This is a genomic window from Collinsella sp. BM28 (assembly GCF_054551995.1).
Map to the genome: position 1 here is coordinate 1 of NZ_JBTOLJ010000001.1, position 18,422 is coordinate 18,422.

Sequence of the window (18,422 nt, forward strand, 5' to 3'; positions counted from 1 at the left end):
ACCTTGCAATGATTTTGCGCACCCATGATAGATACAATAGTGATGGTATGCCTATTGATATCGGGAGGTGCCTATGGCCGAGGCTGGCATCGGCGTTGATATTGTCGAGATTGCCCGCATGGAACGAATCATGCGCGACACTCCCGGCTTCTTCCCGCGCATGTTCACCGAAGAAGAACGACAGTATTGTGAGGCCAGTGCAAGGCCGGCAGCACACTACGCCTGCCGGTTTGCCGCGCGTGAGGCCGTTTTAAAGGCTCTCGGTGTCGGATTTGGCCAAGAGGGCGTTGGGCGTAAGGACGTCTCTGTCTCTCGTGATGCCAATGGTCGCCCGCTTGCCGTCTTGTCTGGTGGGGCCTTGGCCGTTGCCCAGCGTCTTGGCGTGCAGGAAGTGGCCCTTTCCCTTTCGTTCACGGGTGAGCTTGCCGTTGCCAATGCCATGGCGATTACTCCTGATTTCAGGCCTAAAGCTAAGGAGGAGCGCGTTTCCGAACGCGAACGTCTCGCGCAATCTTTTCGCGAGGCGCGTTCGGTTCTCGACGAATTGGAACGCGTTCAAAACACTGAGCTGCTAGAATCGACTGGCGATGCGCCGGTTGTCGAGAAGGGTGGTGCCGCATGAAGCCTGTGCTGAATGTCGAGGAGGTTTTACGTCTCGAGGACCTCATTGAAAAGGAAGGCACCTCCAAGGCTGCGCTTATGGAGCATGCTGGCGAGTTTGCTGCTGATCGTGTGTACGAATTCGCGCCCAAACACGTTGTTGTCCTTTGTGGCTTTGGCAACAACGGCGGTGATGGATGGGTCGCTGCCGATATCCTCAGTCATAAGGGCGTCACGGTTGATGTTGTCACGCCCATCGAGCCCAACGAGATCAAGAGTCCCATTGCTCGCCATGTGGCTCGAAGGACGGCGGGGCGGGATGTTCGCGTCGTTGTGGGCCCTTCTCGTGATGAGCTTACCGCTATTCTCTCTAAAGCCGATGTGGTGCTCGATGCAATATTGGGAACCGGGTTCTCGGGGTCTGTCCGCGCGCCGTTTTCCATCTGGATTCCCGCGCTCAACGAGCTTGGCCTCACCGTTGTTTCCATCGATGTCCCCTCGGGTCTCAACGCTGAGACAGGTGTTGTTGATTCCGTCTGCGTAGAGGCCACGGCGACTGTCACGCTTCTCGCTCCCAAGATCGGTTTGTATAGCGGAGAGGGGCCCGAAGTTGCTGGAGAGATCTCCTGCGGTGAGCTGTATGACCGGCTTGACGAGGTGATTGACGACGTCGAGCATGCGGCAGAGATCATAGAGCCGGCGGACTTGGTGGAGTATATTCCAGATTTACCTGCCAACGTCAATAAATATAGTCGCGGATCCGTTTTGGTCGTCGCTGGCTCTGCAACGTATCCAGGAGCGGCAATTCTGGCGGCCAAGGCGGCCGCGCGCGCTGGTGCCGGCTATGTGACGGTTGCCGCCCCCGAGCCATGTGCCAACCTGATTCGAATGGCGCTTCCGTGCGTTCCGGTTGTGGGTATTCCCTCCGACTCCCGCGGTGCGTTCGGTGCGGCGGCGAGCTCCCCCGTTCGTGAGCTTGCAAAGAAATTTGATTGCGTGTTGTGTGGTCCTGGCATGACGGTGACGGCGGGCGGTATGCAGGTGGTGACCGACCTTCTGCGTACCGAAGTTCCCTTGGTGCTCGACGCCGATGCACTCAACTGCATGAGCAGGCTGGCAATCGGTGGAATCGAGGAGACGCCGGAGGTGTATCGTCGTGAGGCACCGCTCATCCTGACGCCGCATAATCGCGAGCTTTCGCGACTTGTGGGAGATGCGCGCGTCGATGATTTGAGCTCCGCCATCGATGCGGCGCAAAAGCTTGTATGGGCCGCTGGTTCCGACAACCTCATCGTGATTGCAAAGGGCCCCTCCACGGCAATCGTGGGTGTTGAGAAGGTGCTCCTGCCTATGAGCGGTCCCGCATCATTGGCGACCGCGGGTTCTGGTGACGTGCTTGCCGGCATCATTGCCGCTAACGTCGCGGTGAGTCACGGCGAGGTCGATCGCTGGGAGCTGCTTTGCGCCTATGCGGTCGCCGTGCACTCGTATACCGGATATGCCGCCGCGGCTGCCATGGGCGAGCGAAGTGTCATCGCGACCGACCTGGTCGACGTATTGGGCGATGCCATGCACCTTGTCGAGAGCGAGGCGCTCAAGGATGCCGGGATCGAATTGGGGGAGTAGGTCATGCAGACGTTGAGCGAACCACCCACACGTTGGGCGTGGTCCGAGATTAACACGGGCGCCCTGCGTCGCAATACGCGAGCATTCAAGGGGCTTGTGGGAGCGCGTCAGCGCCTCTGCTGCGTGGTCAAGGCGGACGCCTATGGACACGGAGCGGCTGCATGCGCAAAAGTCATGCATGCAGCAGGTGCCGACATGTTTGCCGTCGCAACGGTACTCGAGGGCGTCGCCCTGCGCGAGGCGGGGCAGAAGCTCCCCATCCTTCTTCTGAGCGAACCTCCCACCGATGCCATCGATGCGCTGCTCGAACACGAGATTATGCCCTCCGTGTATTCACCGGAGTTCGCATGGGCATATGGTGAGCGGGCGGCGAGCCTTGGCAAGGTGGGCAAGTACCACATGGCCATCAACACGGGCATGAATCGAATTGGCGTGCACTATACGGAGGCCATCGATTTCAGACGCAGCGTCGACTTTCATTCCGGGTTGCAATGCGACGGCACGTTCACGCATTTCGCGACTGCCGACGAACCCGATGGATGGGATCATCAGCTGCAGTGCAAGCGGTTCTCCGAGGCGATCTCCGGCTTGCGCGAGGCGGGCTTTGATCCGGGAATTGTGCATTGCGACAATACGCCGGGATCGATTTTGAACCCGTCGATGCATTTCGACATGATCAGGGCGGGAATCGGTTTGTATGGATTGCAGCCGTGTGACCGCACCGCCACGGTGTTTCCGCTTGAACCTGTGATGAGCATCAAGGCTCGCGTGACGCATGCGTGTCATCCGGCCATGGGCGAGGGAGTCGGCTATGGGTTTACCTACCGTGTCCCGCGCACGCGTGTTGAGATTTGCACCCTGCCGATCGGTTACGCCGACGGCCTTCCGCGCGTTCTGTCCAATCGTATGGAAGTGCTGTTCGATGGGCGACGCGTTCGCCAGGTGGGAAATATCTGCATGGATCAGTGCATGGTCGCCATCAGCGAAAACCCCATGCGCCCGGCACCCGAGGCCGAGGTGGGAGACCTTATGACGATTGTGGGGCGCGATGGCGAGGCGCGGATTACGCTCGACGAGCTCGCTGCCGCGTGCCAGACCATCAACTATGAGTTGGCATGCGGGTTTGGCATGCGCTTGGAGAAGATTTACGTATAAAGGGGCTCGCCGGGCTCGAGGTGACGAAGGGACTTCGCAATGGGTGTCATGCACATTCCCGGACATGAGAATCAGAAGCCACGGGAAGTCTCGCTCGATGAGATTCGTTCTGTCTTGGGTGACTGCAGGCTGTGCGAGTTGTGCCAGACGCGCACCAATATCGTGTTCGGCGTTGGGAATCCTCGCGCGCGCGTGATGTTTGTGGGGGAGGCTCCTGGTAAGAACGAGGATCTGCAGGGCGAGCCGTTTGTGGGGCGAGCGGGCGAGAATCTCAACGGAATCCTCTCGCTCGCTGGTCTGCGCCGTGAGGATATCTATATTGCCAACGTGCTCAAGTGCCGGCCTCCGGGAAACCGTAACCCCAAGGCGGACGAAGTCTTGGCGTGTTCTCCTTTTTTGCGCGAGCAGATTAGGAGCATTTGGCCGGATGTCATCGTGACGCTGGGAAATCCGGCGACGCATTTCGTGCTCAAGACGGAGGTCGGCATCACCAAGTTGCGCGGCCGCTTCCACCAAATGGGGCATTTCACCGTCATGCCAACCTTCCATCCTGCAGCCGCGTTGCGAAACCCGGCGTGGCAAGAGCTGCTCGAAGCGGACTTCCGCATGTTGGGGGAGTATTTGGCGCAGCATCCCATCGATGCCGGACTGCGCACCGCCCATGAGGCACGTGCCAAGGGCGAGGGTGCAGGGACGTCGACCGTAGATGCCTCCAACTCGGATGCCCTGCCACGGATGGGAGAGTAGTATGGCGCTTTCGCGCAAGGGGGACCGGCTCTACGAGAGTGCGTCCGTTGAGGATACGGTTCGCTTGGGAGAGCTTGTCGCTGCCTGTTTGGCCGATGGCGACGTGTTGGTGCTCACCGGCGGCCTGGGTGTGGGCAAGACGCATTTCACCAAGGGCGTCTCGGCTGGACTGGGTGATGACCATCCCGTGACGAGCCCCACGTTTGCCCTGATGGCTGTGCATGATGGCGGACGCATTCCCTTGTTTCACTTTGACCTGTACCGCCTTGAGCACGCCTATCAGCTCGAAGACACGGGCATCTTCGATGTGCTCGGCTACGAGGGGGCATGTCTCCTCGAATGGGGCGAACAGTTCCAGGACGAGTTGACCGATGAGTATCTGGGCGTAGTCATATCGCGCGTCGAGGGTGAGCCCGCTGGGCGGAGTATCGAGCTTGTGCCACATGGCGCACGCGCGGAGGAGCTGGCGCAAGCCATCGACGCTGCGGTCCTGGCCGCGCGGTAGGTGCGTGGCTGCGGCTGCGCGGCACCCCCCGTTTGATCCCGGGGATGATTTGGATGAACGATTGCAGTTTGGAAGGGCGCTTCCGATGAAGTTGGACGATTTTCGCACGCTGATTGTGGCGATTGACACCTCGACGGACATGCTCGCGTGCTCGGTTGCCTGGTGGACGCCCGAGGTGTTCTTTGACGACACGCCCTCGCGTGCGTGCGTGGAGGTCCTGGCCTCTCGTGACCATCTGTGCCGCAGGCATGCGAACGTCGAGTTGGTCGATACGGTGAAGGCGACCCTGTCGGATGTCGGTAAGACGATTGAGGACGTGGGCGGGTTTTTGGTTGGACGCGGGCCCGGTTCGTTCACGGGGGTGCGCATTGGCATCTCGACGGCAAAGGGTCTCGCCTGTGGCGCGAATGTGCCGTTGATGGGCGCGTCGACGCTCGACGCCTACGCTTGGACGGCGTGGCGCTCCGGCGTTCGCGGCATGATCGGCGTTGCGGCAGATGCCATGCGTGGCGAGATCTACCCGGCTTTGTATGAGGTGGGCGATGGCGGCCCCAAGCGCCTGTTTGAGCGAGAGCGCGTGATCAAAGCGGATCTCGTCGTCAAGGAGTGGACATCTCGGCCAGATGCCGCCGATATCCAACTCACGGGTGACGGCCTGGTGCGCTATGGGAAGCTTTTTGAGCCATCGGGCATGATGGCGCGCGCGTTGCCGCGTGAGCTTTGGTGGCCTACGGGCGAAGGGTTGCTCTTGGCTGCCGCGAGCCCCGAGGGCCTCATGGCCGCCGGCAGCAGTGATCCTGCCGCCGTGCTGCCCGTGTACACCAGGCTGTCCGATGCCGAGGAGAACGAGCGTAAACGCTTGGGGCTCGCCGAAAGCGTTAATACTGCCACGACCGGCGTGGCTGACGAGCTGGCGGGTCGCCACTTGCAGCTGCGCCCCATGGCGGCGGCGGATGCGGAGGCCATGGCAGCGCTGGAGCGTACGTGCTTTGTCGGCGCGGGTCACGAGCCGTGGAGCGCATCCATGTTTTTGGCGGAGCTTGACCCTGAGGCCCCGGCTGCCCGCTCGTGGTGGGTCGCTCACGACAACGGCGAGCTGATTGGATTTGCCGGCGGCATGGTCGTGGACAAGGACGTGGAGATCCTGGACGTTGCAGTCGCGCCCGAGCACCGCCGTGAGGGCATCGCGCGCAAACTGCTCGCGCATGTGAGCTATGACGCGCAGATGCTGGGGTGCACCTCGGCATCACTCGAAGTCGAAGCTGGCAATGTGTCGGCGATCGCCCTGTATGAGAGCCTGGGATTCGTCGAGGTGGGGCGTCGTCGTGGATATTATGGGGCAGGAGTCGACGCGCTTGTGATGGGGGCCTCCTTGCCCTTGGTGCTGCCCGTGGATGCCGCCTCGCCCGAGCCGACCGCGGCATCGGTGCGCGAATGGCCCCTGCCTGCACCTGAACGCACCGACGACGAGGCCGCCGAGCTCGCCCGTCGTCAACTTGTGCTCGCCATCGAGAGCTCTTGCGACGAGACGGCTGTGGCCATCATCGACGCCGCAGGCAATCTGCTGGCAAATCAGGTGTCGACCCAGATTGACTTCCATGCGCGCTTTGGCGGCGTTGTGCCCGAGATCGCCTCGCGAAAGCATGTCGAGGTCATCGTGGGCATTGTTGATGCTGCCCTGGGGGAAGCCGCGGTGTCGCTGGGGCTCAAGGGCGGTGCCATTGCTCCTTTCGAGCTTGCTGCCGTGGGCGTGACGCAGGGGCCGGGCCTCGTGGGTGCGCTGGTGGTGGGCGTGGCGTTCGCGAAGGGCTTTGCCTTCGCCGCGGATAAACCGCTTATCTGCGTGAATCACCTTGAGGGGCATCTGTTCGCCAACAAGCTCACCACGCCCGATCTTGAGCCGCCGTTTATCTTCACGCTCGTCTCGGGCGGTCATACCATGCTCGTGCATGTGCGGGCTTGGGGCGATTATGAGGTCATGGGCGAAACGCTCGATGACGCCGTGGGCGAGGCGTTCGACAAGGTCGCCAAGGCGTTGGGTCTGGGTTACCCGGGCGGCCCCGTGATTTCGCGCCTCGCGGAAGACGGCAATCCCAAAGCGATCGACTTCCCTCGCGCCCTTAACAGCAAGGGAGACTACCGCTTCTCATTGTCGGGCCTGAAGACCGCCGTGACGCTGTACATTGAGCAGGAGACTGCGGCCGGTAGGACAATCCATCTTCCCGATTTGGCCGCCTCGTTCGAAGCGGCGGTGTTTGACGTGCAGTACAAGAAGGCGAAGAACGCACTGCGTGAGACGGGTGCTCGCGAGTACTGCATCGGAGGTGGCGTCGCCGCAAATCCGCACCTGCGGAAGATGATGATCGAGAAGCTCGGCCGTCAGGGAATCCGCGTGACCGTGCCACCGCAGAACGCCTGCACTGACAACGCGGCGATGATTGCCGTGGTGGCCCGCGAGAAGTTCCTGCGCGGAGAAAGCTCCGACTTTACGGTGGACGCCGATCCCAATATGACGCTGTAGCGACCCCGGCCGCCCGCCACCGCATGGGCGTTTTGTCCGCCGCGAGTTCCGCACGAGCCGGAGGGTCCAGTGGACCCTCCGTGCGAGCAGGACTGCCCGAGCGCCGGACAAAACGCCCCTGCGGTGGCGGGCCTAGAGGCAGACTTGTGGCCATTGAGCCGAGCGCGGCGGAAACAGGGTGTTTCATAGTTCGAAACACGTGAGAAATATAGTTGACTCCATCTTGCTAAAGCGTGATACTGCACTATGTTCACTTTAGTCGATGAAAGCAGAAGGGCTTTCGTCAGGACCAAGAGGGTTTTTGAAGTCATGCATCAGTTCAGCCTATACATTCGCCTAATTATTAGCTAGCACGGGTTGGCGTGGTGTCGCCGCCCGTGCATTTTCACGGGCGGCTTATAGGTTGTGGGCCGTCGTATCGTTCGACGGCCCATTTTTTTGGCTTTAAATCTCACGAGGGGGAGGAAAACATGAACGGAGTTGTATTGATGGTGGTGGCGGCGGCGGTTTTGGCCGTCGGCTACCTGGGATACGGTCGCTGGCTCGCCAATACGTGGGGCGTTGACCGTGAGGCTCTTACGCCCGCTTGCCGCATGGAGGACGGCAAGAACTTCTCGCCCGCTTCGGCGTTCACCGTGTTCTCGCACCAGTTCAGCTCGATCTGCGGAGCCGGTCCCGTTACGGGTACCATCGTCGCCATGGCCTTTGGCTGGCTTCCGGTCGTGCTGTGGGTTCTTGTGGGCGGCATCTTCTTTGGCGCCGTGCACGACTTCGGTGCGCTGTACGCCTCGATGAAGAATAACGGCAAGTCGCTCGCACAGCTTATCGAGAAGTACATCGGTCGCACGGGCCGTCGCCTGTTCCTGCTGTTCAGCTGGTTGTTCTGCCTGATCGTCATCGCCGCGTTCACCTCGATGGTCGCCGGCACCTTCAAGTTCACACCCGACGCCGCCGGTGCGGTCGATGTTGCCAAGTCTTACGCCGCGGGTTGCGCCGGCACCATCTCCATCCTGTTCACGTTCGTCGCGATGGTTTTTGGCTGGGCTTGCAATAAGTTCAACCTCACGGGTGCCAAGCAGTTCGTTACCGGCGTCGTGCTCATGGTTGCCATGTTCGCCGTTGGCATGCAGTTCCCGGTCTACCTCGATCTCAACGGCTGGATCGCTGTCGTGATGGTCTATCTGGTCTTCGCTGGCGCCATGCCCATCCAGATGCTCAAGCAGCCCCGCGACTATCTGACCTCCATCATGATGATCGTCATGATCGCGTGCGCCGTGCTCGGCATCGTCGTTCTGGGGGCCAAGGGTCAGGCCACCATCACCGCACCGGTGTTCACGGGCTTCACCACCGCCTCCGGCATGATGTTCCCGGTCCTGTTCGTCTCCGTTGCGTGCGGCGCGCTCTCCGGGTTCCACAGCCTCGTGTCTTCCGGAACCTCCTCCAAGCAGGTTGAGAACGAGGCCGACGCCGTCAAGGTCGGATACGGTGCCATGGTAGTCGAGTCCTTCGTGGGCGTCCTTGCCATCATCGTCGCCGGCATCATGTTCTCCGACATGAACACCGCGGGAACCGGCGCGCTCAACGCCGGCGTCGCCTCCACTCCGTTTGCCATTTTCGCCACCGGCATTGCCCGCGGCATGCAGGCATTTGGCGTGGACGGCACCGTGGCCACCGTGTTCATGACCATGAATGTTTCCGCCCTCGCCCTGACTTCCCTTGACGCGGTTGCCCGTATTGGCCGCACGTCTTTCTCCGAGTTCTTTGCCACCAGCAATGACGCCCTCGCCGTTGAAAACGAGAAGACCGGCGTCATGAAGGTTCTCGGCAACCCGTGGGTGGCCACCGTTGTGACGCTGCTGCCCGGTCTCGCCCTCACCTTTGGCGGTTACCTCAACATCTGGCCGCTCTTTGGCGCTTCCAACCAGCTGCTCGGCGGTATGACCATGATCACGCTGGCCGTGTTCTGCAAGTGCACCGGCCGATCCGGTTGGATGCTCTACGTTCCCGTTGCGTTCCTGCTCGTGTGTACTTTCACGTCGCTCGGCATGAGCATCATGGGCTGCGTCACTGCGCTCCAGGCGGGCGGTATGGCCGTGATGGCAACCTCTGGTTTGCAGCTCGTCTTCGCCGTGCTGCTGGTCGCCTTGGGCCTGATCGTGGCCGTGAACTGCCTCAAGGAGCTCGTGGGCAAGGATTCTGGCTCCATGCCCGATGAGGAGCCCGAGTGGTCCGAGATGGGCGCCCGCGATTACCGCGCCGGTAAGTTCTCCGGTAAGGCCGAGGTTCCCGAGGGTATGGGCGTCGAGGCATAAATCCTCTTAGGACGCCTGCGGGTTGCCCGAAAGGGCACGGTCTGGGGCGTTCTTGCCCCGTCCTCGCATCAGCATAGCCCCCACGTGAACGGGCTTCGTCGTATGCGCGACGAAGCCCGTTTTTCTTCGGTCGTTTTGCTGCAGTCGATTTAGCAGATGCGGGGGAGCTGCTCGCCCACGAGCATGTCGAGGATGCGCGTTGAACCCCACGGGGTGCGCGCGCGGACGGAGCCCGTTGTGCTCGCGGGTTGGCTGGAGCCATCGGGCAGCGCGGCGATCTCGCCGATGATGGCGGCGTTTTCGCCGTAGCGCGATGCGCGCATGGCGGCAAGGGCAGCTTCTGCCTCTTCTGCGGGCACGACGGCAACCATCTTGCCCTCGTTTGCCACTTGGAGCACGTCGTAGCCGAGCATCCCACACGCGCCGCGCACGGCGGGTTTGACGGGGATGGCCTCTTCATCAACGGCGATAAGGACGCTACTTGCCTGCGCGAACTCGTTGAGTGTGCTCGCAAGACCTCCGCGGGTGGGATCGCGGAAACACCGGGTGTGAGGTGCCGCTGCAAGCACGTCTGCGATGAGGTGGTTGAGTGGCGCGGCATCGCTCTCGATGGGCGTGGAGAATGTGAGGCCCTCGCGTTGACTCATGACGGCAATGCCATGGTCGCCAAGGGTGCCCGAGACGAGAACGAGGTCTCCCGGCAGGCAATTCGAGCCGGAGAGGTTGACACCCGCAGGCACGATTCCCACGCCGGCGGTATTGATGTAGACGCCGTCCGCCTTGCCGCGCTCAACGACCTTGGTGTCGCCGGTGATGATGCGCACGTCCGCTTCGCGGGCGGTTACGGCCATGGATTGGCAGATGCGTCGCAGGTCTGCGAGCGGATAGCCCTCCTCCAGGATGAATCCGCACGACAGATAGAGCGGTCGCGCCCCCGAAGTTGCCACATCGTTGACGGTGCCGCAGATGGCCAGCCGACCGATGTCGCCGCCGGGGAAGAACTGTGGCGTAACTACGAAGCTGTCGGTTGACATGGCGAGCCGCGCCTGCGCGGTCGTGTCGTCGTGGGTGGCGGGTTCACGGGTGGACGGCGAAGTGCCGATTGTGGCTGATGGGGACAGCTCGGCAACGCCTGCGTCGTTGCCGGCGAGGAGCTCGGGCGAGCCAAAGGCCTCGAGGAACACCTCGTCGATAATGCGCTTCATCATCTGCCCGCCCGATCCATGGCCGAGCTGCACGGTTTCTGCTTGTATGCCCATGATGCCTCCTTGGTGCTATGCGCGGTATCGATAGTACGCGGCGCAACTGCCCTCCGAGCTCACCATACAGGGGCCGACGGGGTCCTCGGGCGCACACTTCCGGCCAAAAAGCGGGCATTGGGTTGGTGCGATGCGCCCGCGAAGTACATCGCCGCAGCGACATCCCTGTGGCTCAACGGTCTGTTCGACTTCCACCTCAAAGCGGCGTGTGGCGTCGAATGCCGCGAAGTCGTCCCGTATGCGCAGTCCCGATTGCGGGATGGGGCCCAGCCCGCGCCAGATCGCGTCGCAGGGCTCAAAGACCTGATTGACGAGTGCGCGAGCGACTGCGTTGCCCTTCGTATCTACACCGCGACGGTATGCATTTTGGATGGCGGGTTCGTCCCTTTCGACCATGTTGACGAGCACGGCGATGCCCTCCAAGACATCGACGGGCTCAAAACCCGTGATAACGCCGGGGATGCGGAACTCATCGACAAGGAACCGGTACGGCTCGATGCCGGTAATGGTCGAGACGTGTCCGGGAAGGATGAACCCGTCGATGTGCGTATGCGGATCTCCTGCAATCGCGCGGAGTGCGGGTGGCGTGGTTTTGTGGGCGCAGAAGACTGAGAAGTTCCTGAGGCTCTGCGCCTGCGCCTCGAGGATGGCGGCGGCTATAGTCGGTGTCGTGGTCTCAAAGCCCACGCCCATGAAGATGACCTCGCTGCCGGGATTGTCATGCGCAAGCGAAAGCGCATCGAGTGGCGAATACACCATGCGCACGTCACGGCCCGCGGCCTTCTCCGCCGCGAGCGAACTCGTTGACCCGGGCACACGCATCATGTCGCCGAATGTCGCAATAATGGCTCCGGGCACGCGCGCGAGGGCGATGGCGTGGTCGATGTCTTGATTGGCGGTGACGCACACGGGACACCCTGGTCCGGAGAGCAGACGCAGTCCATCGGGCATGACTGAGCGGAAGCCATAACGGCCGATGCTCACAGTGTGCGTGCCACAGACCTCCATGAGGTTGATGGCGTGACCGCCGGCGAGTGCGTGGATGGTGTCGATGAGCGATCGGGCAAGCGCCGGATCGCGAAAAGCGTCGAGTGGGGGTGCTGCGTTCGCCGCGACGTCTTTAGCGGTGCCCTGGGTCATGCCGGAAGTTCCTCATCAATCAGATCGGCAAGGTCTTCGACGATGCTGAGGGTTTCCGCTGCTTCTTGGGCATCGATGATTTGGATGGCAAAGCCGGCGTGCACCAGCACATAGTCGCCTACCGCGGCGTCTGGTGTGAGGCGTATGGAGACCTCGCGCTGCGCGCCGAGCATATCGACCGTTCCGCGCGCGTCATCGTGTAGCGAGAGTATTTTGCCGGGAACCGCGAGACACATGCCAACCTCCCAGGGTCGCGTCATCGGTCTAGATGGTAACGCTACGGGAAAAACGAAGCAACGAACCGGCGTGCCGCGGGTGCTATGCTCCGACGACCCACGCGGCGACTGCCGCTTGACCGTAGGCTATGCATCCGTCGTTCAGCGGAAGGCTGTGAGGCGTGAGGACGGTGAGCCCCTCCTGTTCAAGCGCGGAGGAAACGCCGTCAAGGAGCAGGCGGTTCATGAAGACGCCGCCGGAAAGCGCAACGGCGCGCACACCGGTGGCGTCTGAAATGCCGATGACGGTTTTTGCAGTGATGTCGATGATTGCCCGATGGGTGACCCATGCAAGCTCCTCGACGGGTGCGCTGTGCGCCATCCCGTCGAGGAGCTTGATGAGAAGCGGGCGGACGTCGATCGTGGCCTCTTCGGTGGACACATGCTCCCCGGGGCGGTTCGTGTAGCCGTGCGATGGTTGGGGGCTAGCGGTAAAGCAGTCGCCCTCATCGTGGTGCGTGCCTGCGTCGAAGCGCTGCGCGCTTACGGCACCGCACCTCCGAGCGTGCTTCCACGCGGCGGCCTCGAGTTCGATTGCCGGCTCGCCTTCGTATGTCGCCACGTGGCATATGCCAAGGATGGCGCTTATGGCATCGAGCAGGCGACCCATACTGCTGGTGCTTGGGCAATTGATGCCGCGCTCGAGCATGCGGGAAGTGAGCGCGCGCTCATCGGAGCTCAGTGTTGCAAGGAGCGTGCTGGCGCCGGGGTGGTCAAGAAGGCCGTGTTGCTCAAGCAGTGAAAATGCGTTGCGGCGTGGGTCGCGGACGCTGGTGCTCCCGCCGGGAAGGCGCCAAGGCTCGAGATGCGTCACGCGCTCATAAGACGAGAGGCTTGCGAGGAGAATCTCTCCACCCCAGATGGTGCTATCGAGCACGGGCTTGCGGAGGGGGGCTTCGGGGCTCGGGGTCGCCCCCGCCCCCGTGCCGTCAAAGGCGATACCGATAACACGTGCAGCGGGATCGATCTCTCCGTGCACGGCTGCCTCTGCGATGACGGAAGCGATGTGCGCATGATGGTGCTGCACGCGGACGAGTGGAAGGTCCCATGCCCGTGCCTGCTCTTGCGCCCATTGGCTGGAGAGGTATCCCGCGTGGGCATCGCAGGCGAGCACGGAGGGGCGCACATCAAAGAGCTGCGTCATGCGATCGAGCGCCGCTTTCCACGCATCGAACGTCTCCGCGTTTTCAAGGTCGCCGATATGTTGGGAAACGAAGCACTCTTCCGCGTCGAGGTTGCCGGGACGGGTGAGCGCAAGGGTCGCCTTTTGCTCGGGTCCGCACGCCAAGACGCAGGATGAGCACGAAGCGGGCGGAGCGGGCAGCGCAATGGGGCGCGGGGCAAATCCTCGTGCCCGCCGCACGAGCTGGACCTTACCGTTGACGACCCGCACGACGGAGTCGTCGAATCGCGAGAGAATCGCCCGATCGTTACCGAGCAGGGCGTCTGCTATCTCGCTGGCGACCAGGCGATCCCATGCGTGCTCATCGTCCTTCTCGATGGGCTCTTCGCTTATGTTTCCGCTGGTCATGACGAGCACATCGACCCCGCGCGTTCGGCATTCCTCCATGAGTAGGTGCTGGAGCGGCGTGTAGGGCAACATGACGCCGAGTTCGGGAAGGTCGAATGCGACGGCGGGGGCGAGCAGCACCTTGTCTTCTTTTGTGGGGCACGTTTCTTCGGCGTGCCGCATGAGCAGGACGATGGGACGGACGCTTCCGGTAAGCAGGTCGCGTTCCACCTGGTTGATGCGGCACAGCTTCTGCGCGATCTGCACATTGCGCACCATGACGGCGAGCGGCTTATTGCTTCGGCGTTTTCGGCGGCGCAGTTCGCGCACGGCCTGCTCGGAATCGGCGCGGCAGGCGAGGTGAAAACCGCCCAAGCCTTTGATTGCCACAATGCCATCGGCGGCGAGGACCTCGGCGCAACGCGCGATGATGGCATCGCTTGCCTCGAGCGAATCGCCCATTGCGGTCTCGTGATCTTCGCGTTCGCGCCATGTGATGTGGGGACCGCACACAAAGCAGGCATCCGGTTGCGCGTGAAAGCGCCGGTCAAGGGGGCTGCTGTACTCGTCGGCGCAGTTGGGGCACATGGGAAAAGCGCTCATGGAGGTCTTGACGCGATCGTAGGGCAGGTCGCGAATGATGGTGAAGCGCGGTCCGCAGTTGGTGCAGTTGATGAAGGGGTAATGGTAGCGTCGGTCTGCGGGATTGAAGAGCTCACGTAGGCAGTCGTCACATGTGGCGATATCGGGTGATACCAGCGTCGTGTGGGCCGTCGCATCGCGGGAGGCGATGATGCGGAACGCGGGCATGCCGCAAGACTCGTGGGCCTCTGAGTGCTTTCTGCGCGCGCTCGCCCCGCCCGATGTCGTCGATGCCTGCACCACTGTGTCGTCGTGTGCGTCGAGCTCCTCCACGGCGATGTGATCGATACGGGATGCCGCCGGCGCGTGATCGCGCAGCGAGCGCACGAACACTTCGAGTGCATCCTCTGCCGCACAGGCCTCTATATGAACTCCGTCTCCGGCGTTGAGCACCCATCCCGAAATGCCGTGCGCCACCGCCTCGCGGTACACGAACGGACGCATGCCCACTCCCTGGACAATGCCGGTGATATGTATGCGCACGTGTTTCATCGCCAGGTGCTTTCGTGTTTGTTTGCCATTGCGGATTCGCTTGCGTGGCGACGGGCTTTGGGTCGCCTAGAGTTCTAGGCTGGATGTGGTCGCCGCGCAGGTGAATTCGCCATGGCTGACCCCGCGCAGGCCCAAGAGCCTGTCGGCGAGCTCGTAGACGCGCGCGCCGATTCCCTTGAGGGCGAGAATCTCGAGGCAGTTGTGGTGATCGAGGTGTACATGCATGGTAGAGACGATTTCATCCGTGTAGTCATGCTGGACCTCGTCTAAACGACGTGCGAGGTCTCCGGTGTGATGGTCGTAAATCATGGTGAGCGAGCCAATGACCTGCTCTTCTGGAGTGCGCGTAGTCTCGCGGACAAGGGACGCGCGAATCAAGTCGCGAATGGCCTCGGAACGGTTTGCGACGTCGCCACGTCGGGAAATCTGCTCGTCAAAGGTGGCGAGAAGGTCTTCGGGCACGGTGACGGAAAAGCGGGCGAGTTCCCCGGAGCCGCTCGATGGCTGCACGGTGTAGCTTCGGGCATTGCTCTCGGCGCATGCATGATGGCTGTGGCCGATGTGGGCGTGCTCGTGCGCCATGACTACACCAGCTTGATAGTGCCAACGGCGTTGTGGTCGGCTTCGATGGCCTCCTGATAGCCCTCAAGCGCGCCGCGCGCCTCATCAAGGGCACTCATGGCGGCCTCGAGCTTGCCGCCGATGCGCTCCATGTCATAGGTCTCCGTGGCGTGCAGCAGCGTGTGGCTCCATTCGTGGGCAAGCGCGATGGCGTCGTCTACCTGCTTGATGCTCATCTCGAGCTGCCCCATATTCATGCCTGCGTCGTGCATGTCGTGCTCCTCGATACGCTCGGGCCGCTGTGCAGCCCCCCGTTGTGACGGGATGGTCGCTATGGGTCAAGTGTACTCTTTTGGCTCTCGTGCCGCCCGGGTATGGTGCCGCGAGAGTTAACTTTCGCGGCGCTTTTTCGTGCGTAAGTCGACAAAAGCTCCCCGAGAGTTAACTCTCGGGGAGCTTCGGCAGCGGTGAGAGGCCGTGCGAGAATTCCTCGCAAATTGCAGCCTGGTTATGGCTGGCACGTTGTGCATGGCGACCAATCGGCAGCTCCGGTTATTTGGGAGCGTTCCTCTACACGTATTGGTAGGTGTCACCCATGGGGACGAATGTTACAGGGACTTCCTCTGTTTCGAGCGCTTTGGGAAGCCATGTTGCCATGTATTCCATGCCGGGCTCTTCCAGATTGAAATGTCCGATTTGAACGGCGCATTTGCCGTGGCCGAGCATAGCGGCATCGCGCACGTATTGGCAGGTGGTGAAGTCAATCATCTCCATGCTAAGGAGGGCGTCGATGCGCTCGGAATCCATGGCGTTGGCGGTAGCGGTGTCGCCAGGTCCTCCCATGATGTGCATGGGAATACGGACTCGTTCAACATCTGTATCCAGGTCTCCCACTACGCGCACCCCGTTTAAACCGAGCTTGTTTACGATTTGCTTGGCGAGGGACCGTGCGGGCGTAGGAGGGATTACGTAATCCATGCTGTTGAACAGCTTTCCCGTTCGATAGCCGAGCCATCCTAGTTTCCAAGCGAAGCCGTAAAATATGCCATCGGCCATCGATCCGTTTTCCTCGATGGGAACTCCAGCGTGGATATAGTCATGACAGCGCCAGATGGCTCCGCCCCAGTTATCGAGCAGTTCTTTCTTGGCTATAAATGCGCTATTGTCGGCAACAACATCTTGATGGTCCCCGTGATTCCAAAAGAGGGCCTCGTGGGTGATGATGAGGTTCGCCCCGCTCTTTCGCGCCTCATCGATGATGTGCGCGGTTGGCCAAATGCACGTGATGATGCCCGTGCACTCCTGATCGGTGTTGCCGTAGGTGACTTTGTCGCGCGTGGTGACGGGGTCGATCGGGTTGCCCGTGAAAGCGTCGATGCCGCAACAAAAGTCCTTGGTCTTCTGGATTGCCTCGCTGATGAGCATGGTATGGCCTCCCGGATTCGTGAGTTGACGTGATGAAGAGGGCGAGGAGCGCTATGCCCCGTCGCCCTCTTAAATGGTAATGGCTACCCTGTGGGGTTTAACGGGCGACGCTAGTCGCGTTCGCTAAGGGGCCCGTTCTCGATCTCGTCCTTGCTGAAGCCGAAGAACCACGTTGCTGCGAAGGAGACTGCAAAGCCCGCCGCCGCAGCGATGCAGGCGAACAGGAGGTTTTCCGTACCTCCGCCCACAAAGGTGAGGATAGACAGGACGCTCGACGGAAGCCCGGCTACGTATGCAGTGACGCCGAGTGCGAGTGCGAGCGCGCCGGAAACGAAGCTCCCCGCCATACAGCAGGCGAAGAGCTTGGGGTAGCGGAAGGTCATTCCGTAGATGAAGGGCTCGCCGACGCCTCCAATCAGCTGTGCCACAAGATAACCGGCGCAAGCGCTCTTCTCGTCGCGAAGCTTAAGACGGAGGAACGCGGCGATCTCCGCACCAAACGCAGGCCAGAGGCTAATGGTGATGGCAACGAAGATAAATGGGTCAAAACCAGCTTGGAGGAAGGCGACCTGAGCGATTCCGATGAGCGCAACATGCATGCCGGTGATGACCATGGGGAGCCATGCCGCTGCAAGGATGCCGCCGCCAAGGATGGAGATGACGCCGCCGGAGGTCCCTAGGAACTCGAACGCGCCGGCGAGTCCGTTCCCGAGCCAAGAGCCAGCAGGGGCGAGTAGGCAGAAGGATATGGGGAGCGTGATTCCGAGAGTGAGGAAAGGAACGAACACGGTTTGCAGTGCATCAGGCATGTGTTTACGCATAATGCGCTCAATTGCATAGGCAACAGGGATGGTCAAGAGAATGGGCAGAACGGTCTGCGCATAGGCACCAGGAGCGCATGGGAAGACACCGTAGATGCTAAAGTCTGCCCCTTCGGCAGCGAGTGAGGAGAAAGTTGGCTCGATGAGCATGCCTCCTAAAAACGCACCGAGAATCGGCGTGGGTCCGATTTGCTTGGCAGCATTAAATCCAAGGTAGATGGGCATAAAGTAAAATGCGGCATTGTAGATCATGTCCATAAAGCGAACGAGGTCGCTGTCCGCGGCCATGACGCCAAGCATAGTGGGCCCAAACACAACGCCAATGGTTTTGAACAGGCCAGCGGCAAGAAGGACGGGGATCATCGGCGTCATGGAGCCGGCAAGATAGTTCATGATGTTTTTGCCGACGCTTGCCATGGTGAGCTTTTCCTTTGGGCCATCCAGATTCTCGTCAATCGCCGCCTGCTTGGAAAAACCTCCAAGGATACAGAGTTCATCGTAAACCTTGGGAACATTTTGACCGATGATGACTTGGAACTGCCCGCCGGACTCCTGTGCCCCGAGGACGCCGTTGAGCTTTTTGACGGCTGCGGTGTCCGGCACGGTGCGATCTTTGAGGGTGAAGCGCAGGCGGGTCATGCAGTGTGTCACAAAACTGACGTTGCTCTTGCCGCCGACTGCCTCGAGGACGTCGGCTGCGATCTGTTTATTGTTGGCCACAGTGGACTCCTTTCACGTATTGCGATGGCAGGCGAGCATGCGCTCACCATCGCGGGCATCGCGCGAGCGTATGCGGATGCCTTACGAAACGGTCTCTATGCCCTGATCGGC

General features: G+C 61.4%; 15 protein-coding genes. 7 read left to right on the forward strand and 8 right to left on the reverse strand.

What is annotated here, in order from left to right:
* Nucleotides 1–73 precede the first annotated feature (73 nt).
* The 7 genes from acpS (at nucleotide 74) to ACX9NZ_RS00035 (ending at nucleotide 9,466) form a co-directional block, all read left to right on the forward strand.
* On the forward strand, nucleotides 74–622 hold the full coding sequence (gene acpS, locus ACX9NZ_RS00005; protein WP_294123996.1) for a holo-ACP synthase: 549 nt from the start codon (nucleotides 74–76) through the stop codon (nucleotides 620–622).
* The gene (locus ACX9NZ_RS00010; protein ID WP_294123994.1) at nucleotides 619–2,226 is read left to right on the forward strand and encodes an NAD(P)H-hydrate dehydratase; all 1,608 of its coding nucleotides are present in this window, start codon (nucleotides 619–621) and stop codon (nucleotides 2,224–2,226) included. The genes acpS and ACX9NZ_RS00010 overlap by 4 nt, the downstream gene beginning before the upstream one ends.
* 3 nt (nucleotides 2,227–2,229) lie before the next feature.
* On the forward strand, nucleotides 2,230–3,381 hold the full coding sequence (alr, locus tag ACX9NZ_RS00015; protein WP_118652695.1) for an alanine racemase: 1,152 nt from the start codon (nucleotides 2,230–2,232) through the stop codon (nucleotides 3,379–3,381).
* Between the two features lie 39 nt (nucleotides 3,382–3,420).
* Complete coding sequence (locus tag ACX9NZ_RS00020; RefSeq protein ID WP_118652697.1) at nucleotides 3,421–4,128, forward strand: uracil-DNA glycosylase; 708 nt, start codon at nucleotides 3,421–3,423, stop codon at nucleotides 4,126–4,128.
* Between the two features lies 1 nt (nucleotide 4,129).
* Nucleotides 4,130–4,633 (forward strand): tRNA (adenosine(37)-N6)-threonylcarbamoyltransferase complex ATPase subunit type 1 TsaE, encoded by a 504-nt coding sequence (gene tsaE, locus ACX9NZ_RS00025; RefSeq protein ID WP_294160116.1) that lies wholly within the window; start codon nucleotides 4,130–4,132, stop codon nucleotides 4,631–4,633.
* Between the two features lie 85 nt (nucleotides 4,634–4,718).
* Nucleotides 4,719–7,154, forward strand: a complete 2,436-nt coding sequence (gene tsaD, locus ACX9NZ_RS00030; protein ID WP_330006052.1) for a tRNA (adenosine(37)-N6)-threonylcarbamoyltransferase complex transferase subunit TsaD — start codon at nucleotides 4,719–4,721, stop codon at nucleotides 7,152–7,154.
* A 470-nt stretch (nucleotides 7,155–7,624) separates the two neighbouring features.
* Entirely contained in the window at nucleotides 7,625–9,466 is a 1,842-nt protein-coding gene (locus ACX9NZ_RS00035; RefSeq protein ID WP_118652703.1) for a carbon starvation CstA family protein, read from the forward strand.
* Between the two features lie 149 nt (nucleotides 9,467–9,615).
* Here the strand turns inward: ACX9NZ_RS00035 and hypE are convergent, their stop codons facing one another.
* The 8 genes from hypE to ACX9NZ_RS00075 all read right to left on the reverse strand — a co-directional run bounded on the left by hypE (nucleotide 9,616) and on the right by ACX9NZ_RS00075 (nucleotide 18,311).
* Entirely contained in the window at nucleotides 9,616–10,725 is a 1,110-nt protein-coding gene (gene hypE / locus ACX9NZ_RS00040) for a hydrogenase expression/formation protein HypE (protein WP_407495987.1), read from the reverse strand.
* Nucleotides 10,726–10,740: 15 nt separating this feature from the next.
* Nucleotides 10,741–11,865: a hydrogenase formation protein HypD gene (hypD, locus tag ACX9NZ_RS00045; protein ID WP_118652707.1), complete on the reverse strand. Its 1,125-nt coding sequence runs from the start codon at nucleotides 11,863–11,865 to the stop codon at nucleotides 10,741–10,743.
* Nucleotides 11,862–12,101: a HypC/HybG/HupF family hydrogenase formation chaperone gene (locus ACX9NZ_RS00050; RefSeq protein ID WP_118652709.1), complete on the reverse strand. Its 240-nt coding sequence runs from the start codon at nucleotides 12,099–12,101 to the stop codon at nucleotides 11,862–11,864. The genes hypD and ACX9NZ_RS00050 overlap by 4 nt, the downstream gene beginning before the upstream one ends.
* Before the next feature lie 82 nt (nucleotides 12,102–12,183).
* The gene (gene hypF / locus ACX9NZ_RS00055) at nucleotides 12,184–14,784 is read right to left on the reverse strand and encodes a carbamoyltransferase HypF (protein ID WP_304292349.1); all 2,601 of its coding nucleotides are present in this window, start codon (nucleotides 14,782–14,784) and stop codon (nucleotides 12,184–12,186) included.
* 66 nt (nucleotides 14,785–14,850) lie between these two features.
* A complete protein-coding gene (nikR, locus tag ACX9NZ_RS00060; protein WP_118652713.1) occupies nucleotides 14,851–15,366 on the reverse strand; it encodes a nickel-responsive transcriptional regulator NikR in 516 nt (171 codons plus the stop codon).
* A 2-nt stretch (nucleotides 15,367–15,368) separates the two neighbouring features.
* Nucleotides 15,369–15,617 (reverse strand): hypothetical protein, encoded by a 249-nt coding sequence (locus ACX9NZ_RS00065; protein WP_407495990.1) that lies wholly within the window; start codon nucleotides 15,615–15,617, stop codon nucleotides 15,369–15,371.
* Nucleotides 15,618–15,915: 298 nt separating this feature from the next.
* Entirely contained in the window at nucleotides 15,916–16,770 is an 855-nt protein-coding gene (locus tag ACX9NZ_RS00070) for a Nif3-like dinuclear metal center hexameric protein (RefSeq protein WP_407495992.1), read from the reverse strand.
* A 110-nt stretch (nucleotides 16,771–16,880) separates the two neighbouring features.
* Entirely contained in the window at nucleotides 16,881–18,311 is a 1,431-nt protein-coding gene (locus tag ACX9NZ_RS00075; RefSeq protein ID WP_407495994.1) for a PTS transporter subunit EIIC, read from the reverse strand.
* Between the last annotated feature and the right edge of the window lie 111 nt (nucleotides 18,312–18,422).